We start from the raw sequence: 22,710 nt of genomic DNA, 5'->3' as shown, positions 1-22,710 counted from the left end.
ACGCTACTATGGAGATAAATGAATGGCATTCATTTATTGGTCAGCCACCACGGACGGCCACGGAGAGGACAACATGCAGAATCTTGATCGCGACGTTGTGATCGTCGGCGCCGGGCCGTCAGGGTTGACGGCCGCGCGCGAATTGAAGAAGGCCGGGCTCAGCGTTGCAGTGCTCGAAGCACGCGACCGCGTGGGCGGCCGAACCTGGACCGACACCATTGACGGCGCCATGCTGGAAATCGGCGGCCAGTGGGTATCCCCCGACCAGACGGTACTCATGGAGCTGCTGGACGAGCTCGGACTGAAAATGTACTCGCGATACCGCGAGGGCGAGTCCGTCTACATCGGCGCCGACGGCAAACGCACCCAGTACACCGGTGACACGTTCCCCGTGAACGAAAACACCAAGGCCGAGATGGACAAGCTTGTTGCCATCCTGGACGGCCTCGCCGCCGAGATCGGCCCCACCGAGCCCTGGGCACACCCCAAGGCGCGCGAGCTGGACACCATCTCCTTCCACCACTGGCTCCGCCGGAACTCCAATGATGAAGAAGCCTGCAACAACATCGGCCTCTTCATTGCCGGTGGAATGCTCACCAAGCCCGCACACGCGTTCTCCGCACTGCAGGCCGTCCTCATGGCCGCCTCGGCCGGTTCCTTCAGCCACCTGACCGACGAAGACTTCATCCTGGACAAGCGCGTCATCGGTGGCATGCAGCAGGTTTCGCTGCTGCAGGCAGCAGAGCTGGGTGACGACGTCGTGCTTAACAGTCCGGTCCGCACCATCAAGTGGGACGACAACAACGTGACCGTCGTGTCGGAGCAGGCAACCGTCAATGCGCGTTACGTGATCATGGCAGTACCACCGAACCTCTACTCGCGCGTCTCGTTCGAGCCGCCGCTGCCGCGCCGCCAGCACCAGATGCACCAGCACCAGTCGCTGGGCCTGGTCATCAAGGTCCACGCTGTCTACGACACGCCCTTCTGGCGCGAAGAAGGACTCTCCGGAACGGGCTTCAGCGCCGGCGCGCTGGTCCAAGAGGTTTATGACAACACCAACCACGGAGATTCCCGCGGCACCCTGGTGGGCTTCGTTTCCGACGAAAAGGCCGACGCCGTGTTCGAGCTCAGCGCCGAAGACCGCAAGAAGGCCATCCTCGAATCCATCGCCGGCTTCCTTGGCGATAAGGCGCTCACACCCGAGGTCTATTACGAATCCGACTGGGGCTCTGAAGAATGGACCCGCGGCGCATACGCTTCCAGCTATGACCTCGGTGGGCTGCACCGCTACGGCAAGGATCAGCACGCGAACGTCGGACCCATTTACTGGTCTTCGTCCGACCTCGCCGCAGAGGGCTACCAGCACGTGGATGGCGCCGTCCGTATGGGCCAGGCAACTGCCGCCCGCATCGTCGAGGCCAACAAACTGGCCGCGGTACCGGTCGCCTAAGGCATTCAGCACCAAAACCGGCAGGCCGGGGGAGCACCATTCCCCGGCCTGCCGGCTCCACTGTTTAAGACAAGAAAGGGACCACCATGCGCTACGTAGTGGGCTACACCGCCAACGCGAGGGGGCACGACGCCGTTCACCTTGCCGTTGCGCTGGCCAGGAACCACGATGTCAGCCTGGACCTGGTCCTGGTGATCCCGGAAGATTCCCCCTTCAACGCCGTCTACCCTCCGGAGACCGGTTACGACGACATTCTTAACGAGCAGGCGCAGCGCTGGCTGGACGAAGGCCTCGCGCTGGTTCCGGCAGACGTTACAGCCCGAGCCCACATCCGCCGCGGTGACTCCGAAGCCCAAATGCTGATCGACGCCGCAGTGGAGATGGACGCGGCAGCGCTGGTTATCGGTGCCACGAATGGTGGCTTGTTCAAGCGCTTCACCATCGGCTCCGTCGCCGGTTCACTGCTTCATTCGTCGCCGGTTCCGGTCGCTTTGGCACCTCATGGATATCACCGCACCGAGCCGATCACACGGTTGAGCTGCGGTTTCGGAACCCGTCCCGGGGCCGACGAGCTGCTCGACGTCGCTGTTGAGTCCGCGATTGATCGTGGCCTGCCGCTTCGGCTCGTCTCCCTGTTGGCGCTCGACGGCGGTAACTCGCCCGGGTTGGCCGACGCCGCCTGGATGCACGCGGCCGACCGGCTTGCCGCCGTCGGAAGTTCCGCTGGCGGGAGTTCCGCCGGCGCGCTTGATGCCGCTGTCCCCGAACCTGAGATCGTAGTAGCCCAAGGCCGCACCATCGAAGAAGCCGTTGACCGACTCGACTGGGAAGACGGCGAAATCCTGCTGATCGGTTCCAGCCGCTTGGCCCAGCACCGGGCCACTTTCCTGGGCAGCACCGCGAACCGGATCCTGCGTGCCCTCCCTGTTCCCATGATCGTGGTCCCCCGCGACTACACGCGCCAAAGCGCCTAGCAATCGCCTGAGAGGCAAAAACCCATGTCAACTGCACCAAAGACGGTCCAGTCGAAAGAAACGTCAACCCTGAGTGAGAAGGGGCTGAAAGCCGGATCGGTGGGCCTGATCGGCGCCGTCGTGATTGGTGTTTCCTGCATCGCGCCCGCGTACACGCTCACAGCGGCCTTGGGCCCCACCGTCTCCGAGGTTGGCGTGCACCTGCCCGCCATCTTCCTGGTGGGCTTCATCCCCATGCTGCTGGTGGCCCTCGGCTACCGGGAACTGAATAATGCCATGCCCGACGCCGGTACTTCCTTCACGTGGGCGACGCGCGCCTTTGGTCCGTGGATCGGCTGGATGGGTGGGTGGGGGCTGATCGCAGCAACGATCATTGTGTTGTCCAACCTTGCGGCAGTGGCCGTCGACTTCTTCTACCTGATGCTGGCGCAGATTTTCAGTAACCCGGAACTGGGGGAGCTCAGCAAGATCCTGCCCCTGAACATCGCCACAACGCTGGTGTTTATCGCCTTGGCTTGTTGGATTTCCTACCGCGGCATGGAGACCACCAAAGGCGTCCAGTACGTGCTGGTGGCCTTCCAGTTGCTGGTCCTGGGCTGGTTTGCGGTTTCTGCGTTCGCCCACGTGGCCAACGGAACGGCCTTCGATGCCACAGCCATTTCGCCGGACTGGTTCAACCCGTTCGCCGTGGATTCCTTCTCGTCCTTCGCCGCTGGCGTGTCACTCTCGATCTTCATTTACTGGGGCTGGGACGTCACCCTCACCATGAACGAGGAAACCAAGAATCCGGAGAAAACCCCGGGCCGTGCAGCCACCATCACGGTGCTGGTCATCGTGATCATCTACATGACCGTCGCGTTGGCCACGCTGTCCTTCGCCGGCGTCGGTGAGACCGGGCTGGGTGCCGGGAACCCGGAAAACCAGTCCAGCATCTTCGCCGTCCTGGCAGGTCCGGTGATGGGTCCGTTCGCCATCCTGATGTCGCTCGCCATCCTGAGCAGCTCGGCCGCATCCTTGCAGTCCACGTTCGTTTCCCCTGCCCGCACCATGTTGGCCATGGGCCACTACCGCGCCATCTCGCCTAAGTTCGGCAAGATCAGCCCCACGTTCAAATCGCCAAGTTTCGCCACGATCGCGGCCGCGATTGCAGCTGCCGCGTTCTATGTGATTACCCGGACGGTGTCCGAGAACGCGTTGTGGGACACCATCACAGCCCTGGGCATGATGATCTGCTTCTACTACGGCATCACGGCGCTGGCCTGCGTTTGGTTCTTCCGTGCAGAGGCATTCCGTGGCGCGCGAGCGTTCTTCTTCAAGTTCCTGGCGCCTTTGGTGGGCGGTGTCATCCTGCTGGTCATGTTCGTGAAAACGGCCATGGACTCGATGGATCCGGAATACGGCTCGGGCTCGTCCGTAGGCGGCGTGGGGCTGGTGTTCGTCCTGGGAATGGGCGTGATCCTGCTCGGGGTAGTGATCATGCTGGTGATGTACCGGCTGCGTCCCGAGTTCTTCAAGGGCAAGGTCCTCTAGGACTTTTCTCCCGCCGACCTGTCATCTCGGCGAGGGTGTGGGGACCCCTGCTGCGCGTTCGGCGTCGGTCAGCGCTTGGGCGAGACGCTCGACGGCGGCGCGGTAGTCGGTCCAGGCCGTCACTTTGCAGTACTCGGCCTCCCGCATGGCACGAGTCAAGGCCGCCGTTTCGGTAGTCCGGACATCCGTCATGGCCGGAAAGTCGATGGTTTGGGCGGGATCCAGCTCATAACGGCTCCACTGCGCCAGGATGTACTCGTGGCGGGCAGCGTCGGCGGCAAAACCCGCACGACGGCGGGGCTCGGCTGCGTGGATCCGCTCCACTTTCCGGATGCTTGCCACGGTGGCTGCCGCTGTGACGATGCCCAGGAAAACCATGACAAGTCCGGCCGGCGGCCACTGCACCGCGGGTACGAGGATGGCCGGCGCAATCACAATCGAGCCCCCGAACAGATCCCAGAAGATCCCATCCGGCTCCGTGCCTGGGCCGTAGGCCAGTTTTCGGTGCACGGCGTACGTGGTTGCTGCGGCTGCGAGAACCAGGGCTACACCCCACAGGAGCATCAATGCGGGCATCGGACCACCTCCAGGCGACATCACGCTGCTTTGAATTCAGTATGCGGCAGCGCCTGTCCGGGCGCGAGGGGCAATTGGATGCCGACGGCAATCCGGTCCCGACGGGCAATTGGACGTGGGGTCCTTCTGTCGGACCCGGGAGGTAGCCTAGGCACCATGAGACTGAAAATGTGCAGCATCCACGTCAAGGACCCAGCGGCCGCCCACGTCTTCTACACAGAGACCTTGGGCTTCGAGACCCTGATGGCCATGCCCGAGTACAACCTCTTCATCATCAAGGATCCCGGTGCGGACAACAGTTCCGTGGGCCTCCTGCTGGAACCCAGCGACAACCCCATCGCCTCGAACTACATGAACGCCCTGCACGATTCCGGCCTGGCAGCCATCACGTTCGGCGTTCCGGATGTGCAGGCCGAGTATGAACGGTTGCTTGCCGCCGGCGTGACGTTCCAAGGCGAGCCGTCCGAGGATCCGTCCGGCGTCAGCGCGGTCTTCGATGACGGGTGCGGCAACTTCATCCAGCTCCACCAGGACTAGTCCCGGCGGGCCATCCTGCTAGGCCGTGGCTGTGGAAACCAGCAGTACTGAATTGACCACCGTGATGATGACAAAGAGGATGGCCAGGCGGGAATTGGCAGCTGCAAAGGCCTTCTTCGCCAGGGCTATGTAGATCGCGGCAGCAACGGCACCGAAGAGAATCCGGATCCAGGCTTGGCCCAGGACTCCGAGCGCTTCAGGCTGCATAAACAATCCCATGACAAGCACCGTCAGCATGAACGGGATTTGGCCGAGAAGGACCCAGAACCAACTCGTCCTCAGTGTGGGGGACTGCCCCCGCACGATTCCCCTGTAAACCAGCCGGAGGACCAAAGCCTGCAGGAACGAGGCCAGGAAACTCCAAACCACCACGCCAACGCGGAGGAAGGTCACCAGAACTTCCTGGCTGGAGAACTGGTTGTACTCGGCGTTGTCCGCCACCAATCGGTCGATTCCTGATGCCACCGCGTACTGGGTTGCTGCGGTGTAGGCGAGCAGCAGGCAGATGATCCAGACCGGGTTGATTTTCGGCGGGGTCTCCGTAGCGGATCGGTTGGACGTCGAGGGGAAAGCGGGGGTCATTACTTACCTTTCAAGGAGTGCATGTTCTGCCCATTCGGCAAGGGCGGCCAAGATATAAAAAACAAGGGGTGCCGCAAGGACGCCCTTTAAGTGGCGGGCAGCATGACGCCAACTGTGGCGCTTTCGTCCACTTCCCAGAATTAGCGGCCAGACCAACCGGGCGCCCTGGATAGTGAGTCCCCACGCGATAACTTCAAGGGGGATATGGACCACTGTCAGCGCAAGAGTCTGTGGAAGGCCGACGGCGGCCACGCTCGCAACCAAGCCCATCCCCAGCCAGAAACCGTTGAGGACCATCATGACGGTGGCTCCGTAGTGGGTCAGGAACAGCGCCAGCAGAGCTAACGAGGCGTTGTGCACAAGGATTCCTGATGCACTGATGGACGCGACGTCGGTTCCGTTCCCCCAGGTAAAAAGGGAAGCAAAGCCGATACCGCAAGCTATGGCCACTGTGATTTTTAGCAGGTCCATGCCCAGATGCGGGAACCGGTAACGCCACCACCTGGCTGAGGTTCTCATTGAGATGGACGCGGCATGGGAACTGACAGTGCTCAACGCCGGGCCCCGGCCTGACTCAGCTCGACTGCGAAGCCGCTGCGAACCTCAAGGTCAAAGTCGGTCCAATGCTCGTCCTCGTGAGTGGCCACAATGATCAATTGGTGTTGCCCGGCCCTCAAGATAGCCTCGCGGGCTACCGCCGCAGCATTCCGGTCAAGACCATTCAGCGGTTCGTCCAGAAGTAGGACGTCCACATTCTTGAGTGTCAACGCTACGGTCAGGATCAAGCGTTGCCGCTGTCCCAGGGACAAGTCTCCAACTTTGGTTCCCACCATCTGTTCCGTCAGGAGGAGGCCTTCCCCGGTCCCCGGCCCACCTGAGCGGGTCTCATTGCTGGTTGCTGTCAACGAGCCAGTGAGCGGGCGGAGCATCCTCAGGAACTCGCCCACTGAAAGATAGTCAAGCGTCAGGTATTCCATGTCCAAATAGACGGCTACGAATTCTTTTCGCCATCGGTCAACGTCAAGGCAGGAGCTTCCAATTACCCCACCCAAAAGTTTGAGGAGGGTGGTCTTTCCGCAGCCGTTGGGTCCACGGAGGGCAACCACGCCCAGTTCCGGAAGTTGAATGGAGGTCCCATCGAAGATGACGTGGTCTCCGAAAGCATGGTCCACGCTGGCAAGGGATTTCATGCATCCTCCGTGTCTGTAGCAGAAAGGTCGCGCAGCCAAGCTGGTGCGTCGGTGAAAACAAGGCTGGTCAGAAGGACAGCGACAAGGACGAAGGCAGCTGCGATCAAAGCGAGCCACGGGCTGTCCGCGGATTGGGTTGACGAGGTCCCCAGGATTCCAGAGAAGATAACCGCCACACCGGCGCAAAGAGCAGCCCCTATGCCGCTCTTGGACTTCTGTGCCAGTTTTCGAATGTGGCTGGCTGGCAAAACAGCAGTGCGTCGTTGTATCACCAATGCATCAATGCTGACTTCCAGGAGAACAAGTGAAATCAATAAAAGGGCCACCAAGGGCTGTCTGTTCAGAAGCAGCATGCCGGACATTGTCAATGTTAGTGGTGCGACAAGAACACAGGCGGACAAAATGCTGTGAAGAACCAGCGGCTTCACGTGTCGTTTGCTGAGTCGCAGGAGAAAAAGAGAAAATCCCAACGCCTCAGGGGATGAAATCCGCGCAAATGCAGATCGATAGAGAACAATTCCCAGGAAAAAGACTGCAAGTGAGACATAGGGTGCCACCCAAGGCCACGGTGTCACTTGGGCAATGGCAAAGCCAGTGCCGGCAAGCAGGAATATGGTTCCAGCCTTCAACGCCAAATCCAAGAGTAGGCCCCGGCTCTTCATGGCCTGGGGAAGGGCGGTCGCTTTATAAGCAACGGGTGTTAGTGCGGCGACCAGGAAGGTGCCTGTGATGATGATGGGTAGCTGGGAAATCCCGGCAGCCCCAAGTTCGCCCGCTGCCCGGAGCCACGGTGCTTCCAGGAGCACCACCACAATGCCGCTGATTCCGCTGATCAACACCGCAGTTGTGAGAGATCGAACCAGTGAAACCCTCATTGGGGTCACAGCGAGTACGGAGGCAATAAGGAGTGAGAAGGTCACGAGAATGTTGCCCGGCTCATGCCAACGTAGGTTCTGTACAACGAGCATCCCCGCAAGGCCAAGGTCCAGCAAGACCAAACCGGCGCGCATTCCAACTTCCAGTGTGCGCGACACCGTGTTCCACGCTAGGTGGGAGCGCTTGAACCTGCGCCTGGCTTGAAGAAGTGCCACCGCCAGGAATGCGCCAACGATCGCGACGATGTCCGGACTTTCAAGGGGTACGCCCACTTGGGCGAGCCCCTCCCGGGGAGGACTCCAGAGCAATCCATAGCCGATGACCACCAGCAACAGAACCTGTCCGATGGACAGGAGCGCAGTGACTGCCCGGGCATGAACCGTGAACCCCAGGCTGCCCATGAGGTCCCGGAAGCGGTGCGATCGGCGTCGAAAGTCGTTCGTAAAGGTGGCTTGGCACCCAGAGAGGGCCGCAGTGCCGGCACGCGGGCGTCGCTGAGCGGCGCTGGGTGATGTCATTGCAGCCCTCCCTGAGGCTAGAGCGGTTGATTCAGCGGTTTACCAAGCAACAAACTGCTTCAAGGCCCACTTCTTGGCCAGGCCGAACACGAGTCCTGCCACAGCAGTTCCAATGCCGAACGACGCCACAACGGCAGCCGCAGCAGCTGCCCACGAGAGTGCATTCAGGGCAAAGTACAGGTTGGTGGCAAGGCCGGACGAAATGCCCAGCGTTGCTACCGCCTGGAAAGCGACGGACATAGTGGCAAAGAGGGCCAAGGTGACGCCTCCAATTTTCGCAACCTTGGCCGCGTTGATGCCAGCGGAACGCTTTCCGCCATCAACAATAGCTGACATGATTCACCTTTCATAAAGCGACTTTAGGAAGCCGCACAATTGATGGAAATATGCTATTTGAGACTGCATGCATTCCGGACCTCAAATAACCAAGATTGAGCGTTCCCCATGGAACTCGATAAGTCAAGTCAATAAATCTGCCCACACTGGAAGCTTCTCTGGGCTAGGATCACAACTGTTGTACAAACAACGTGATCGACTTGGGGGAGTCAATGATGAGTTATGTCTGCCGCGCACGGCAGGAATTATGGATTCGAGCAATGCTCCAGAACCGCATCAAGATCTATTCAACTTTTGCCGCACCCTGCGTCCCGGCCTATTGACGGCTGTTGTGGCATAGTCGTGCCCGCTCCCGGGCGTAAAGGTGCCTTAAACAGCTGTGGCCGGGACCTTGGTCCCGGCCACAACCCAGTGAAAGCTACGCGTGGTCGCGCTTGGAGGTCTTCGGAGCGTCGCGCTTTGCAGCGGCATTGTCCCGGGCTTCCTTGGTGGCAGCCTTCTTGGCTGCTTCGTCCTTGACCCGCTGCGCCTCGGAGCGCACAGCTGCGTGTGTTGCGCGCTCGGTCACCAGCCACTGCGGTGGAGCCTGCAGCAGCTCGGTAATTTCCGACGTCGTGAGCGCATCCTCAACGCCACCGCGTGCCAAGCCGCTGATGGAGATGTTGAGCTTCTGCGCAACTACGGGGCGCGGGTGCGGGCCGTTGCGGCGCAGTTCAGCGAGCCACTCCGGCGGGTTGGCCTGAAGTTCTGCGAATTCTTCGCGGGAGATGGACGAATCCTGGAACTCCTGGGGTGTCGCGGGCAGGTAGATACCGAGTTTCTTGGCAACTGTTGCCGGCTTCATGGACTGGGAGTTCGAGGACGTCATGCTTCAAGGGTATCTGGCCGGTACTGTGAGTGTGTGCCAGACGCTGAAGATTCCGCCGAAACAACAGAACCCCTAGCCGGGCTCCGCTTCGCCTATGTTGCGGGTGTTACTCCTGGTAAATGGATCCGGCGGTGGGAAGAGCGGATGCCCAACTTCCCGTTGCATGCGTTCATGTCCGACGACGCCGCTCAGGTTTCAGTATTGCGTGATGGTTCCGCCGACCTCAGCTTTGTTCGCTTGCCCGTGGACCGCGAAGGCCTGAACGTCATCCCCCTCTATGAAGAGCAGCCTGTAGTGGTTGCCCCCAAGGGTCATGAGATCTCGGTGTTTGAGGAAGTCGCGCTGGACGACCTCGCCGAGGAAAATTTCCTGGATATTGATGAGATGGGCGGGCCGGACATGGCCCTCCAAGTAGTTGCCTCCGGCGCCGGGCTGGCAATTCTGCCCATGTCCGTGGCGCGTCACCTCAATGTTAAAGACACCGTGATGCGTCGCCTGACCGGTGCTCCCGGTACGCAGATTGGTTTGGCTTGGCTGGTGGGTACTGACAGCCCTGTGATCGAAGAGTTCATAGGGATCGTACGCGGGCGGACGGCGCAGAGCTCGCGCCAGCCTTCAGCCCAGCAGGAAAAGCCGAAGAAGGCACCCAAGCCGGACCGTCGTGGCGGAGGCCCGAAGAAGCCCGCGGTGGCGCAGCGCTATGCCCCGAATCCGGACAAGGGCCGCGGCAAGGGCTCGCGCAAGAAGGGCAAGCGCTAGCTACGCGCCGTGGATGGCGGTTTGCTGCTGCTCTGAACGGTTGAGGTAGGCGAGGAGCAGGTCGCCGGCCCGCTCCAGCTCGCCCGCTTCCAACGCGGAACAAATGTGCTCATTTTCCTTCAGCCAATCGCTGTAGAAGTGCGAGTTCATGGTGGCCTTATGGAAATACAGCCGCATCTCGGCCAGGATCTGCGCCATGATCGTGTTCAGTCGGTTGCTCTCGGCGAGGGCAACGATCGCGCCGTGGAAATGCTGGTTGGCGCTGCCCAAACCTTCATTGTCGTCGGCGTCGGCTGCGCGTTTGCCCTCCTCGACGGCGGCCCTGACGGCGGCGATACGTTCCGGTGAACCACCAGCGCGAATCGAGCTGACCTCGATCGCGCGGCGAACCGTGTAAACGTCGTGGATGTCCCCTGCTTCAAGGGTGGCTACGAAGACGCCCTTGTTTGGCTGGCGGAGAAGTAGCCGCTCGCCAGCAAGTTCGGCGAACGCTTCCCGGACCGTATTCCTGGAGACACCCAGATCCTCGGCAATAGTGGCCTCCGTCAGCTTGGCTCCCGGGACCAGAAATCCTTCAGCCAGTTGGTAACGCAGTTCTTCGGCGACTCGCTCGGCAACGGAGGGAACCTTCATGCGAACCCGTGCCCGGGCGCTATCAAGGCCAGTTTTGCCGCTAAGTTCCTGATCTGCACTGGCCATGACACCAAAATTACACGATTGCCGAAAAGCAGGATCGCTGGATTGTTGAACAATCCAGCAGTTTGGTGCATTCTTGATGTAACGCACATCACGAGGCAGGGATCACATCATGGCAATCATCGATATGAACAGCGACGTCGGAGAATCCTTCGGGCGCTGGACACTCGGCGATGATGCAGCCATGTTCGAGTCTGTCTCCAGCGCCAACGTTGCCTGCGGATTCCACGCTGGAGACCCCAGCATCATTCGGAGCACCTGCGAAAAGGCGGTGAAGGCCGGCGTCGTAATTGGCGCCCACATTGGCTACCGCGATCTCGCTGGATTCGGCCGCCGCTTCATGGACATCGATCCCAAGGAACTGGCCGATGACGTGGTTTATCAGATCGGTGCGCTGCAGGCGCTGGCGGCCACCACCGGAGCCAGTGTCCGGTATGTGAAGCCCCACGGCGGCCTCTACAACGCGATCGTCAAGCACACGGCCCAGGCCAGTGCTGTTGTTGACGCCGTGAAATCGGTTGACCCCAACCTTCCGATTCTTGGACTCCCCGGCTCTGAAGTACTGCGTCTGGCTGACAAAGCGGGCCTTCGTGCCGTTTCCGAAGCTTTCGCGGACCGCGCCTATAACCCGGACGGAACGCTCGTCTCACGCTCCCAAACAGGGGCCGTGCTGAGTGATCCCGCCGAAGTGGCAGAGCGCGTCCTGCGAATGGCCACTGAACAATCCGTCAGGGCCATTGACGGTTCCATCCTGAAAATCCGCGCAGAGAGTATCTGCGTGCATGGTGACTCACCGGGAGCCGTTGCAATGGCCACCGCTGTGAAGTCTGTCCTGAGCGACGCTGGCGTCAACATCGGCTCGTTCCTCTAGCCCGCCCCGGGCGCTCCGCAAAACACCTCTCATCCCCCGGAGAAGATCATGACCAGCACCAACAATGCAGCCAAGGCAGTGACAAGGAAGCCACCGCCCGGTGCCATCAAGGCGTATGTGGCCAGCCTTACCGGCACATCGCTTGAGTACTACGACTTCGCTATCTATTCGGTGGCCTCGGCCCTCGTGTTCCCCAAGATTTTCTTCCCGGGCAACGACGAATTTGTCGCCTTGCTTCTTTCCTTCTCAGCCTTCGCTGTTGGCTACTTGGCCCGACCAATTGGTGGCGTCATCTTTGGCCGTCTGGGCGACAAGATCGGCCGCAAGTACGTTCTGGTGTTCACGCTCGTTCTGATCGGCGTGGCTACGGTCCTCATCGGTGCACTGCCTGATTACTCAGTCATTGGCGTCGCAGCCCCCACCATTCTTGTGCTGCTGCGTTTGGCGCAGGGCATCGGCGTTGGCGGTGAGTGGGGCGGTGCAGTGCTGCTGTCCAGCGAATTCGGTGACCCCAACAAGCGTGGCTTCTGGTCCTCGGCGGCCCAGATCGGCCCGCCTGCCGGCAACCTTATGGCCAATGGCGTTCTGGCTATTCTTGCCGCTTCCCTCAGTGAAGAGGCCTTCCTCTCCTGGGGCTGGCGCGTAGCCTTCCTTGCCTCCGCACTCTTGGTGGTGTTCGGCTTGATCATCCGACTCAAGCTTGAAGAAACCCCTGTCTTCAAGGCAATTCAGGCCCACGGTGATCGCCCCAAGGCTCCCATCAAGGAAGTCTTCACCACCCAGCCCAAGGCCTTGGTGGCCGCAGCGCTCTCCCGTGTATGCCCGGACATCCTCTACGCGCTGTTTACGGTCTTCGTTGCCGTGTACGCCACCAAAGAACTGGGCATGACAACGGGCAATGTACTGTCCGCGATCTTGATTGGCTCCGCCTTCCAGCTCTTCCTGATTCCGGCAGCCGGTGCACTGACGGACCGCTTCAACCGTCGTTGGGTTTACGGAATCGCGGCAGCAGCAACCGCCGCGTACATTCCGCCGTTCTTCCTGATGATCCAGGGCAAGTCGGTAGCCATGCTGACTGTCGGCACCGTCATCGGCCTGGCATTGCACGCCTTCATGTATGGCCCGCAGGCTGCCTTCATCACTGAGCAGTTCCCGGCCCGGCTCCGCTATGCCGGCAGCTCGCTGGCCTACACGTTAGCCGGTGTGATTGGTGGAGCCGTTGCCCCCATCATCTTCACGGCGCTCTACGGTGCTGCTGGCGGTGGCTGGTACCTGATCGCGGTTTACATTCTCGTCGCAGCTGTTGTCACGATCGTGGGAATGCTCCTCGGACGCGACCCCAAGCCGGAAGAAGACGTCCGGCTAATGCAAGGAACGCACGCTCAACCGGCGTCGTAACGAACAATGGAATCCGTGATGCAAACGACCACCGCCAAAAGGGTTCGCTCAGTCAGGCCCGTCGGCACCCGTGCCGTTCTGGCCGAACTGGACGGGCTGCAGGACGTCCTCGCCCTGCAGGACATGCTCAACAAGTCCCCGCTGCCGGGCCAGGTGGACGTCCTTGCAGCGGCGGAAACGGTCATGCTGGTAGGCGAGTCAGCTGCTGCCACGCGGGCAATCGGGTTGCGGCTCCTGGAATTGGAGTTAACCGCACCGGAGGTTACTGATTCCGGACTGGTGGTGATCGACACCGTGTACGACGGCGATGACCTCGCCGATGTCGCGGAACTCACCGGGCTGAGCGTGGAGGGGGTCGTAGCTGCCCACACCGGGCAGATCTGGACCGTAGCCTTTGCTGGTTTCGCACCCGGTTTCGGCTACATGGTGGGTCAAAACGAGGTCCTTACCGTTCCCCGGCGTTCTTCCCCGCGGACGGCGGTTCCCGCTGGATCAGTGGCGCTCGGTGGCCAGTATTCCGCCGTCTACCCGCGCCGTTCCCCGGGCGGTTGGCAGCTGATTGGCCGGACCGGGGCCCGGATGTGGGACTTGGACCGGGCCCAGCCAGCGCTTGTCAGGCCAGGTGACCGGGTGCAGTACCGGGCCGTCCGCGAGGTTGTTACCGCTGGTGACTCGGCAGCGCGCGAACCAGAAAAGGAGCACCACGTTGAGTCCGGCCTTCGGATTCTCAACCCGGGTGCGCAAAGCCTGATCCAGGACCTCGGCCGTCGGGGCTACGGTCCGCTGGGTGTCCCTGCTGCTGGTGCACTGGATAGGGCATCGCTGCGTCGTGCCAACCGGCTGGTCGGAAACGCTCCTTCGGCTGCGGCCATCGAATCCGTCAATGGTGGGCTCACGGTGGAAGCCGTAGGTGACCAAGTGATTGCAGTGACAGGTGCGCCGACGACGCTGACAATCGAGTCGCCGTCGTGGGTTGAGCCTGAGGAGTCCGACGACGTCGACGTCCAGCCGGGTGCGAAGCGAACCGCCCTCATGGCCGCACCCTTCGCGCTGCTCGACGGTGAAGTACTCACCTTGGGCGCCCCGGAGGCGGGATTCCGGAACTATGTTGCGATCCGTGGCGGTGTGGATGTCCCGGAGGTCCTGGGCAGCCGCTCGGCTGACACGATGTCAGGGATCGGGCCGGAGCCACTGGTCATCAAGCAGGTCCTCGCAGTGGGTGACGCTACAGCCTCCACAGCGGTTGGCAGCCCGGAATTGCAGCCGGACTTCCCGGGCGCGGGTGTCACGGTGCTCGATGTGGTTCCCGGACCGCGTGCCGACTGGTTCCACCCGGAAGCGTTGGATTCCCTCTGCAGCCAGGAATGGCTGGTCACTCCGCAGTCGAACCGCGTGGGCATGCGGTTGGACGGCACCCCGCTGAAGCGCACGCGGGAAGGGGAGCTTCCCAGCGAGGGCACCATGGCCGGTGCCCTCCAGATCCCGCCCGCGGGACTGCCCGTGCTCTTCCTGGCGGACCACCCCATCACCGGCGGGTACCCCGTGATCGGCGTTGTGCGCGACGAACACCTGGATCTCGCCGCGCAGGTTCCCATCGGGGGAAAGATCCGTTTCCGGCTCGTCCCGGATTCCCCAAACTTCACCACGACGTTTACGAAGACCCCAGAGAAGTGAGTATTTGATGCGCAAGGTCCTGATCGCGAACCGCGGCGAAATCGCCGTCCGTGTCGCTCGAGCCTGTGACGACGCCGACATTGCTTCGGTGGCTGTCTACGCCGACATTGATGCGGACGCCATGCATGTTGGTGCTGCCGACGAAGCCTTCAGCCTTAGCGGAAACTCGCCGGCTGACACGTATTTGAACATCGGAAAGCTGCTCGCCATTGCTGCCGGGTCCGGTGCAGACGCCATTCACCCCGGGTACGGTTTCCTGTCCGAGAACGCGGACTTCGCCCAAGCAGTGCTCGACGCCGGACTTGAGTGGATCGGTCCCTCGCCGGAGTCGATTCGTCAGCTGGGAAACAAGATAACGGCCCGTGAAATCGCGGTCCGCGCTGGTGCTCCGATGGTTGCCGGTAGTGACGGTCCTGTCTCTTCTGCTGCGGAAGCCAGGGCCTTCGCGGAGGAACACGGGCTCCCGCTTGCCATCAAGGCCGCATTTGGCGGCGGCGGCCGGGGTTTGAAGGTGGTTCGGGAGCTTGCCGAAGTGGAAGAAGCGTTCGACTCTGCAGTCCGCGAAGCTGTGGCTGCCTTTGGCCGTGGCGAGTGCTTCGTGGAGCAGTACCTGGACCGTCCCCGGCACGTGGAAGCGCAGATCATCGCGGACAAGCTCGGCAACGTCGTGGTGGTGGGCACTCGTGACTGCTCGCTCCAACGCCGCCACCAGAAGCTCGTGGAGGAAGCTCCCGCCCCCTTCCTCAGTGATACGCAACGCCGGCAAATCTACGACGGCGCCAAGGCCATTGTGCGTGAAGCCGGCTACTACGGTGCCGGGACCGTGGAGTTCCTGGTCTCTGCCGACGGAGCCGTGGCCTTCCTCGAGGTCAACACACGCCTCCAGGTTGAGCACCCCATCACGGAGGAAACCGCTGGGATTGACCTCGTGCAGGAGCAGTTCCGGATTGCTGCCGGCCTTCCGCTGAGCATCACGGAAGATCCCGTGGCGCGGGGACACTCCTTCGAATTCAGAATCAATGCTGAGGATGTGGGTCGCGGCTTCTTGCCCTCCCCGGGGACAGTAGACGTGTTCGAGGCACCGACGGGCCCGGGAATCCGCGTGGATACCGGAGTCCGGTCCGGCTCGTTCGTTGCGCCCCAGTTCGACTCCCTGCTGGCCAAGTTGATCGTCACAGGAGCTGACCGGCAGCAGGCTCTTCGTCGCGCGCGGCGTGCACTGGCCGAAATCAACATCACGGGTCTTGCAACCGTGCTTCCGTTCCACCGCGCGGTCCTGGAATCCGAGGACTTCACATCCGTGGCGGGAATGCTGGTCCACACCCGGTGGATCGAGACCGACTTCGCAGATCAGATCCCTGTGGATCCTGAGTTCAACGTGGTTGCCCCTGAGGGGGATCGGCGCACCATCACCATCGATGTGAACGGTAAGAGGCTCGCAGTAGGACTTCCCGCGGACCTCCTGGATGGCTGGGCTCGCTCGGGGCGGGGTGTTCCGGCCTTTTCTACATCGACCGATACGCCGGGTTCTGTCACTGGATCAGGCGACTCACCCGCCGAATCCGCCCTCGTCTCCAGCATGGCCGGCACAGTGGTGAAATGGCTCGCGGAACCCGGTGACGAGGTATCCGCCGGTGACCCGTTAGTGGTCCTTGAAGCCATGAAGATGGAAACGCAGGTTCCCGCGCATCGTGCAGGTATTCTCTCCGGGGTGTTGTCCGGACCCGGCGGAGTGGTCACAGCTGGCGCCGTCCTCGCGCACATCGAATAGCAGCAGCCGTAGCCCTTGGCCAACCCGCTATTCCGTCGCTGGGCAGCAACGGAATAGCGGGGCGGCGACGGAATAGCGGCCTGGCGAGCGTGACCTTACTAGGCGTGCGTCGCCGCAGAGAGGCCCAGTACGCTGTCCAGCAGCCCATTGCGGAACTTCCCCGTGGGGTCGTTGGCCTGAGCCAAAGCCCGGAAGTCGTCGAAGCGCGGGTAGAGTGCGGCGAAGTCGTACTGGCCGGGCGTGAAGAGCTTGCCCCAGTGCGGTCGGGCGCCGAAAGGTCGCAGGGCTTCCTCGAGCTCGGGGAGCACCGCTTCTACCTCGGCCTGCCGTGGCTTCCACGTGAAGTGCAGTGCCACGCTTTGCTGCTGGTAGAACGGGCTGAGCCAGAACTCATCAGCGGCCACGGTGCGGATTTCGGAGATGAACAGGAGCGGAGCGAGCTTGTCGGCGAGTCCGCGGACAGCCTGCAGGGCGGCCGGTGCGTGTTCCAGCGGAAGAAGGAACTCGCTTTGCAGCTCCTCACCGTTGCTTGGCGTGAATTCGTGGCGGAAATGCGGCAAACGGTCGAGCCACTTGCCCGCCACGTCCAGTTGCTCCGTGCAGTTCTCGGCGGACATATCGGGCAACGGATGCATGGCGGCAGTCGCAGCGGTTGCCCCGAACAGGTCCGGCAAGGGAGCCTCGGTGTCCAGTGCCTTGAGCCAAACCTGGGGGATGGCATCGCCGGTGTAATCGGTGAAGAAGCTGACGCTGTAAGCACTGGAAGCGATGGCCTGGAAGTTCGCCAACGCACGCTCCCAGGACAGGTTGGTAAGCACCCGCTGCCGCACTTCATAGCTTGGCCGGACCGCGAGTTCGAGCCCTGTGACAATGCCAAGTGCGCCCAGCCCCACCACGCTGGCGAGGAATTCGTCGTCGTCCGCTGTCAGGGTCACCAGCTCGCCGGAGGCGCGCACCAGGTCAACACTGACGACGGCGGCAGCCAGGGAGGGATTGTTGACCCCGCTGCCGTGAGTGCCGGTTTGGATCGCTCCTGCGACGGAGATGTGCGGGAGGGAGGCGAGGTTGTGGATGGCGTAGCCTTGTTCCTCCAGCGCGCGGCCGAGGGCACCGTAACTGATGCCGCCACTGACCTTAACGGTGCTCCTGGCGGTGTCCAACACCGCTTCCTGGGAGAGCGAATCAAGCAAAATGTGGGTGCCATCCGTGTCGGCCACCGTGTTGAAGGAGTGCCGGGAACCAAGGGCCTTGATCCGGGTCGCCTCAGCTACAAGCTCGCGCAGTTGTTCCACTGAGGTGGGCTGCTGAACATCCGCAGACGAGTACTCAAGATTTCCTGCCCAGTTCTTCATCGAAAGATCTCCCGCTTGTATTTGTAGACTCCAGCAATTGTTAACGTTCTCAACTAATTGCGTCAAGAGGAGTCCAACCCCGCAGCGGATAGAGTTCAAGAAATTCGCTGTCTACCAGGAGTCGCAACGTGAGCAAGGGATCCAAGCCCACCATCCGGGACGTGGCGATGGCAGCGGACGTATCGCTGACCACCGTCTCCTATGTGCTCTCAGGTCGTCACGGCGGCACCACTCGGATCAGCCAGCCCACGCAGGACAGGGTTCTGGCGGCCGTCAAGGAACTCGGCTATGTGCCCAACCAGGCCGCCAGGGGCATGCGACGCGGCAAAACTGACGTGGTTGCCGTGGCTATCGGGAACCTTGAATGGCCGTGGGACAGGGCCCTCGCCACTGCCGCAGCAACCATCCTTCCGCAGCACGGCTACCAGCCAGTGATCCTGCTGGGCGAGGACTGGCGGAAGTTCACCATGTCCGGAGGCGCCGACGGCGTCATCATTGGCTACTTCCCCGAAGCAAAGTCCGAGGATGAAACAGTCACCGAGCTGGCCCGGCGCGGCGTTGCCCAAGTGGTTATCTCGGGGACCATGAAGCCAGCTGGATTTGATGTCCTTGCTCCCGAGACGGATGCTGGGCTCGCAGAGTGCATGGAATTCCTTACCGCCTCCCACCACAGAATCGCCTGCATCCGGAGGGCCGACCCGAATGGAAGACCCAAGAGCCGCTTTGCCGCTTACGCAGCCGGGCTGGAGAAGGCCGGCATTCCCTTGGACGAGTCTTTGGTCAGGACCTCGCATCACCGCCCAGCGACTGCCTACCAGTCCGCCCTCGAATTGCTTCAACTTCCGGACAGGCCCACGGCCATTCTCTGCACCGACGACATGGAAGCGCTGCAAACGATCCGTGCCGCTTACCGCCTTGGTCTCCGCGTCCCCGAGGACGTCCAGATTGTGGGCGTCGGGAATTCCACCGAGGGTCAGGACTACGATCCGGCTTTGACGACTGTTGGTCCGGACCCGATCTTTGAGCAGGTTGTCCGGATGCTGCTGGACCGATTGGCAGGAACCACTCCTGCTGAGGGCATCCGGGTTGCGTCTCCGTGGAAGTTGCACCGCCGCGGTACTACGGAGGGCTAGCAGACGCTTGTATGCGACCCGGTTGGGTCAGGAGTTGAGTTTTCCGGTCAACCGCTCGCGCATGCGAATGCTGGCCTCGTTGAGGCCGATGAACTCCACTTCACGGCCGTGATTCCTGTACTTCTCGGTTACGGAATCGAGCACTGCCACCGTGGAGGCGTCCCAGATGTGAGAACCATGGAGATCGATGATCACCCGATCTATGCCTTCCGAGGAATCTTTCGCGTAGTCGAACTGCGTGTACAGATCGTTGGATGAAGCAAAGAACAATTCGCCGTCCACGGTATAGGTGGCAACATTCTTGCCGTTGAGCTCCAGTTCCGTCCGCTCGACCGTGGCGAAGTGGGCCACCCGCCGCGCGAACAGCACCATGGCGGTCACGACTCCGACGCCGACACCCACCGCGAGGTTGTGCGTTGCCACTACCGCGGCAACAGTGATCAGCATGACGGCGGTCTCCGATTTGGGGAGTCGCTTGAGTGTGGACGGCAGGACGGAGTGCCAGTCGAAGGTGATCAGCGAAACGAAGATCATCACTGCCACAAGAGCGGCCATGGGGATCATGCCCACAACATCGCCCAGGGCAACCACCAGCACCAGCAGGAACACACCTGCCAGGAACGTTGAGAGCCGGCTTCGAGCCCCTGAGCCCTTGACGTTGATCATGGTCTGCCCGATCACCGCGCAACCGCCCAGGCCGCCAAGGAAACCCGTGACGATATTCGCGGCACCCTGGCCCCATGACACGCGCGTCTTGTCCGAGCGCGTGTCCGTGATGTCATCCACCAGCTTGGCGGTCATCAGTGATTCGAGCAGGCCCACAAGTGCCATGGACAGGGCAAAGGGCGCAATGATCTGGAATGTCTCCAGGTTCAGGGGAACGTTCGGCAGGAAGAACCCGGGCAGGCTGTCGGGGAGTTCACCCTTGTCGCTGACTGTCGGAACATCAATGTTGCCGAGGACAGTCACGAGGGTGATCGCCACGATTGCCACCAACGGTGCAGGAATGGCGGTGGTGATGCGGGGCAGCCCGAACACGATCACCAAACCCACAACGACAATCGGATAGACCATCCACGGCACATTGAAGAGTTCCGGCATCTGGGACATGAATACCAGAATGGCCAAGGCGTTGACGAAGCCGATCATCACTGACCGCGGGATGAAACGCATCAGCTTGGTGACGCCGAGGACGGCCAGGATGATCTGGAAAACGCCGGCCAGGATGATCGTCGCAATCAGATAATCCAGCCCGTGTTCTTTCATCACCGGAGCGATCACCAAGGCCACAGCCCCGGTGGCAGCGGAAATCATGGCGGGGCGCCCGCCAACAAGAGCAGTGACCACGCCCATGGTGAAGGACGCGAAGAGCCCGATGCGCGGATCAACGCCCGCAATTACCGAGAACGCGATGGCTTCGGGGATCAAAGCCAAAGCCACCACTAGTCCCGCGAGGGATTCCGTCAGCAGACGGCGAGGAGAGCGGAAGGTCGCCCGCAGTGACATGAGTTGCTCGGGAGTCATGGGTCCTTAGGGTGCAGTTGTCCTAGAGCGCAGTCTGGCGGTAGCGCTCAATCTGCTTAAGGCGCCGCTGGAGGCTGTCGCGCCGCGGGTGCGGGACGACGTCGGGCGCCTCAGCGGTGAGATCAATGTGTTCGGTTCCGTACTGCCACAGCAGGAGGTCATCCAGGAGGCGGTCGGGGCCGGGGGAGTAACGATGGTCCAAGGCCTTGCGTACCTCGGTGATCCGGTTGGCACTGAGCAACCCGGCCAGCTCCACGGTCTTGGTGAGTCCGTGGGCGGCGAGTAGTTCGGCAGCCCATCCCCAGTCGTCATCAACTTTACGGTCAACGTGCGGCAGCAGCGTACGCCAAACGTCGCGGACCCGGTTGGGTGTCAGCGGCATGCCGCCATCGCCCTCGAGATCCCAGTAACCGCGAACTTCCTCGTACCGCTCGTGAAGATCGGCGAAGGCGCTCTCCACGGTTTCCAGCATGGCCGCGGTGGCTGTGAACTGGCGGTCGAAATGTGGTGTCCAAGCACGCGGGTCTTCGGCCTTGAAACGGATGTCGTGCTCGATCTCGCTCCAGGCGTGAGCGAACACGGTACGGATCTGGCACTCGAAGAAGTAGCTGCCATTGGCGGGCATGTCCGGGTTGAAGACGTGCTGGTACTCCTTCACGGCCTCGTTCTGGATGGTGCGCAGAATGAGGTGGCGGCTGGAATAGCCATAGGTTCCTGACTCAATGGAGCCGATGTCCTTCTCTCGGTCCCCGCGGCAATCAAAGAGCTGGCGCTGACGCTTGATGATGTTGGCCACCGCGGCGTTTTCTGCAGGCAATTTGGTAATGACGCGGATGCCCACCATGTCGTTCAAGGTGCGGAACGGGTCCGGGAATTTGAGGACGCGCGGCCCGCCGGGCTCCAAGGGATCATCTGTGCGGGAAATCTTTTCCCGGAACGACTCCACAGTTTTGGTCCGTCCCGTGACAAACAAAGGAGTGACCTCAGCGTCGTTAAGCATGTCCCGCAAAGTCAGCAGAACATCGCGCGTGACCCGCTTCAGGGCGGGGCGAACACGCTCATATAGCGCTACGTTCGCGTCCACTGCGTCGCGCTGAGCCTGGTCCAGGCTGTCCCAATTGCTTGCCATGCCCCCAGCTTACGGGGCGGGTCCGACACTGGACTGAGCCACCCGCCGTCGGGGTGCCTCTAGCCAAACTTCCGAATCGTCACGATAGGCTCAGTACAAAGGAGGGCGCAATGTTGCGGCACAAGTACAGCTACGGCGAACACCCCAGCCAATGGGGCGAACTCTTCATACCTGAACCGTCCAACGGAAATCATCGCGGCGCGTCTGCGGTTGCCGGTGGTATCGCCGTTGTGATCCATGGCGGTTACTGGCGCTCACAGTACGGTGCGGAGCTCGGTGAACCCCTTGCGCGCGACCTCGCAGCGCACGGCATTACCGCTTGGAACCTTGAATACCGGCGCGCCGGCAATGGCGGTGGCTGGCCCCATACTTTCGAGGACATCCTGGCCGGCATCGACCATTTGTCGCATATCGCCGGCGACCATGACCTCAAACTCGGCAAAGTGGTGGCACTCGGTCACTCAGCTGGCGGCCATCTCGCCGTATGGGCGGCTGGACGGCAGCGGCTTTCCGCCATTGGAACGCCCGACGCCGATCGTCAGCTCCAGCGCGGACCGGAGGACAACGCCGTTCACCTGACGGGCGTCGTCAGCCAGTCGGGCCTCCTGAACCTTGCGGCGGCGGAGAAGCTGAACCTCAGCAATGGCGCCGTTTGCAACCTCATGGGTGGAGATTCGGCCAGATACCCCAAACGGCATAAGTACGCCGACCCCATGAGCTCGTTACCCATTAACGTCCCCGTATATGCCGTGCACGCCACGGATGACGAGGACGTTCCTGCGAGCCAGTCCGAAGCCTACGTCGCGGCGGCTGCGGCGGCCGGAAGTGCTGCCCAATTGCTGCGCGTCCCCGGGGACCACTTCGACCTGATCGACCCCAAAGCCGTGGCCTACAAGAAGTGTCGCGAACTGGTGCAACGGCTGCTGTCGTAATTGTTGGTCCCGGGCTGCTGTCCTCTGGCAGAGT

Annotated in this window: 22 protein-coding genes; 11 read left to right on the top strand and 11 right to left on the bottom strand. The window is 61.7% G+C overall.

Features of this window, described 5'->3' with window-relative positions; translation table 11 throughout:
• The first annotated feature begins 73 nt into the window (after nucleotides 1–73).
• From ACLRGI_RS09665 to ACLRGI_RS09655, 3 genes are all read left to right on the top strand, one after another.
• The gene (locus ACLRGI_RS09665; protein ID WP_419201537.1) at nucleotides 74–1,450 is read left to right on the top strand and encodes a flavin monoamine oxidase family protein; all 1,377 of its coding nucleotides are present in this window, start codon (nucleotides 74–76) and stop codon (nucleotides 1,448–1,450) included.
• Between the two features lie 86 nt (nucleotides 1,451–1,536).
• Nucleotides 1,537–2,424 (top strand): universal stress protein, encoded by an 888-nt coding sequence (locus ACLRGI_RS09660; RefSeq protein WP_419201449.1) that lies wholly within the window; start codon nucleotides 1,537–1,539, stop codon nucleotides 2,422–2,424.
• A gap of 24 nt (nucleotides 2,425–2,448) precedes the next feature.
• Complete coding sequence (locus ACLRGI_RS09655) at nucleotides 2,449–3,954, top strand: APC family permease (RefSeq protein ID WP_419201448.1); 1,506 nt, start codon at nucleotides 2,449–2,451, stop codon at nucleotides 3,952–3,954.
• A gap of 21 nt (nucleotides 3,955–3,975) precedes the next feature.
• Here the strand turns inward: ACLRGI_RS09655 and ACLRGI_RS09650 are convergent, their stop codons facing one another.
• Complete coding sequence (locus ACLRGI_RS09650; protein WP_419201447.1) at nucleotides 3,976–4,530, bottom strand: hypothetical protein; 555 nt, start codon at nucleotides 4,528–4,530, stop codon at nucleotides 3,976–3,978.
• 156 nt (nucleotides 4,531–4,686) lie between these two features.
• On the opposite strand from ACLRGI_RS09650, the gene ACLRGI_RS09645 reads away from it, so the two are divergent.
• The gene (locus tag ACLRGI_RS09645; protein WP_419201446.1) at nucleotides 4,687–5,067 is read left to right on the top strand and encodes a VOC family protein; all 381 of its coding nucleotides are present in this window, start codon (nucleotides 4,687–4,689) and stop codon (nucleotides 5,065–5,067) included.
• Between the two features lie 18 nt (nucleotides 5,068–5,085).
• Here ACLRGI_RS09645 and ACLRGI_RS09640 read toward each other — a convergent pair whose 3' ends face one another.
• The 6 genes from ACLRGI_RS09640 to ACLRGI_RS09615 form a co-directional block, all read right to left on the bottom strand.
• Nucleotides 5,086–5,649, bottom strand: coding sequence for a hypothetical protein (locus ACLRGI_RS09640; protein ID WP_419201445.1), 564 nt, complete (start codon nucleotides 5,647–5,649; stop codon nucleotides 5,086–5,088).
• Nucleotides 5,650–5,652: 3 nt separating this feature from the next.
• Nucleotides 5,653–6,120, bottom strand: coding sequence for a hypothetical protein (locus tag ACLRGI_RS09635; RefSeq protein WP_419201444.1), 468 nt, complete (start codon nucleotides 6,118–6,120; stop codon nucleotides 5,653–5,655).
• 80 nt (nucleotides 6,121–6,200) lie between these two features.
• Nucleotides 6,201–6,839, bottom strand: coding sequence for an ABC transporter ATP-binding protein (locus tag ACLRGI_RS09630; RefSeq protein WP_419201443.1), 639 nt, complete (start codon nucleotides 6,837–6,839; stop codon nucleotides 6,201–6,203).
• Complete coding sequence (locus ACLRGI_RS09625; RefSeq protein ID WP_419201442.1) at nucleotides 6,836–8,233, bottom strand: hypothetical protein; 1,398 nt, start codon at nucleotides 8,231–8,233, stop codon at nucleotides 6,836–6,838. The genes ACLRGI_RS09630 and ACLRGI_RS09625 overlap by 4 nt, the downstream gene beginning before the upstream one ends.
• A 39-nt stretch (nucleotides 8,234–8,272) precedes the next feature.
• Complete coding sequence (locus ACLRGI_RS09620) at nucleotides 8,273–8,569, bottom strand: hypothetical protein (RefSeq protein ID WP_419201441.1); 297 nt, start codon at nucleotides 8,567–8,569, stop codon at nucleotides 8,273–8,275.
• Between the two features lie 418 nt (nucleotides 8,570–8,987).
• The gene (locus tag ACLRGI_RS09615; protein ID WP_419201440.1) at nucleotides 8,988–9,437 is read right to left on the bottom strand and encodes a DUF5997 family protein; all 450 of its coding nucleotides are present in this window, start codon (nucleotides 9,435–9,437) and stop codon (nucleotides 8,988–8,990) included.
• Between the two features lie 33 nt (nucleotides 9,438–9,470).
• Between ACLRGI_RS09615 and ACLRGI_RS09610 the strand changes: the two genes are divergently transcribed.
• Nucleotides 9,471–10,196 (top strand): LysR family transcriptional regulator substrate-binding protein, encoded by a 726-nt coding sequence (locus ACLRGI_RS09610; protein ID WP_419201439.1) that lies wholly within the window; start codon nucleotides 9,471–9,473, stop codon nucleotides 10,194–10,196.
• Here the strand turns inward: ACLRGI_RS09610 and ACLRGI_RS09605 are convergent, their stop codons facing one another.
• Nucleotides 10,197–10,895, bottom strand: coding sequence for a GntR family transcriptional regulator (locus ACLRGI_RS09605; RefSeq protein WP_419201438.1), 699 nt, complete (start codon nucleotides 10,893–10,895; stop codon nucleotides 10,197–10,199).
• 109 nt (nucleotides 10,896–11,004) lie between these two features.
• Here ACLRGI_RS09605 and ACLRGI_RS09600 point away from each other — a divergent pair, with 109 nt between their 5' ends.
• The 4 genes from ACLRGI_RS09600 to ACLRGI_RS09585 are packed head-to-tail and all read left to right on the top strand — an operon-like array spanning nucleotide 11,005 to nucleotide 16,606.
• Nucleotides 11,005–11,763 (top strand): LamB/YcsF family protein, encoded by a 759-nt coding sequence (locus ACLRGI_RS09600; RefSeq protein WP_419201437.1) that lies wholly within the window; start codon nucleotides 11,005–11,007, stop codon nucleotides 11,761–11,763.
• A gap of 48 nt (nucleotides 11,764–11,811) precedes the next feature.
• A complete protein-coding gene (locus ACLRGI_RS09595) occupies nucleotides 11,812–13,161 on the top strand; it encodes an MFS transporter (RefSeq protein ID WP_419201436.1) in 1,350 nt (449 codons plus the stop codon).
• 6 nt (nucleotides 13,162–13,167) lie between these two features.
• Nucleotides 13,168–14,835, top strand: coding sequence for a 5-oxoprolinase subunit B/C family protein (locus tag ACLRGI_RS09590; protein WP_419201435.1), 1,668 nt, complete (start codon nucleotides 13,168–13,170; stop codon nucleotides 14,833–14,835).
• Nucleotides 14,836–14,842: 7 nt separating this feature from the next.
• Nucleotides 14,843–16,606 (top strand): acetyl/propionyl/methylcrotonyl-CoA carboxylase subunit alpha, encoded by a 1,764-nt coding sequence (locus ACLRGI_RS09585; protein ID WP_419201434.1) that lies wholly within the window; start codon nucleotides 14,843–14,845, stop codon nucleotides 16,604–16,606.
• Between the two features lie 98 nt (nucleotides 16,607–16,704).
• Here ACLRGI_RS09585 and ACLRGI_RS09580 read toward each other — a convergent pair whose 3' ends face one another.
• Nucleotides 16,705–17,958, bottom strand: coding sequence for a D-arabinono-1,4-lactone oxidase (locus ACLRGI_RS09580; RefSeq protein ID WP_419201433.1), 1,254 nt, complete (start codon nucleotides 17,956–17,958; stop codon nucleotides 16,705–16,707).
• A 128-nt stretch (nucleotides 17,959–18,086) separates the two neighbouring features.
• Here ACLRGI_RS09580 and ACLRGI_RS09575 point away from each other — a divergent pair, with 128 nt between their 5' ends.
• The gene (locus ACLRGI_RS09575) at nucleotides 18,087–19,091 is read left to right on the top strand and encodes a LacI family DNA-binding transcriptional regulator (protein ID WP_419201432.1); all 1,005 of its coding nucleotides are present in this window, start codon (nucleotides 18,087–18,089) and stop codon (nucleotides 19,089–19,091) included.
• 27 nt (nucleotides 19,092–19,118) lie between these two features.
• On the opposite strand, the gene ACLRGI_RS09570 is transcribed toward ACLRGI_RS09575, so the two are convergent.
• Together ACLRGI_RS09570 and ACLRGI_RS09565 are read right to left on the bottom strand one after the other, a co-directional pair.
• A complete protein-coding gene (locus tag ACLRGI_RS09570; RefSeq protein WP_419201431.1) occupies nucleotides 19,119–20,615 on the bottom strand; it encodes a SulP family inorganic anion transporter in 1,497 nt (498 codons plus the stop codon).
• Between the two features lie 22 nt (nucleotides 20,616–20,637).
• The gene (locus ACLRGI_RS09565; protein WP_011772837.1) at nucleotides 20,638–21,744 is read right to left on the bottom strand and encodes a GTP pyrophosphokinase; all 1,107 of its coding nucleotides are present in this window, start codon (nucleotides 21,742–21,744) and stop codon (nucleotides 20,638–20,640) included.
• 110 nt (nucleotides 21,745–21,854) lie between these two features.
• Between ACLRGI_RS09565 and ACLRGI_RS09560 the strand changes: the two genes are divergently transcribed.
• Nucleotides 21,855–22,676: an alpha/beta hydrolase fold domain-containing protein gene (locus ACLRGI_RS09560; protein ID WP_419201430.1), complete on the top strand. Its 822-nt coding sequence runs from the start codon at nucleotides 21,855–21,857 to the stop codon at nucleotides 22,674–22,676.
• The last annotated feature ends 34 nt before the right edge of the window (nucleotides 22,677–22,710 follow it).

Source organism: Paenarthrobacter sp. PPS72 (assembly GCF_048537125.1).
In the GTDB taxonomy this organism is placed as follows: domain Bacteria; phylum Actinomycetota; class Actinomycetes; order Actinomycetales; family Micrococcaceae; genus Arthrobacter; species Arthrobacter nitroguajacolicus_E.
This window is presented reverse-complemented; position numbering and strand designations above follow the sequence as displayed.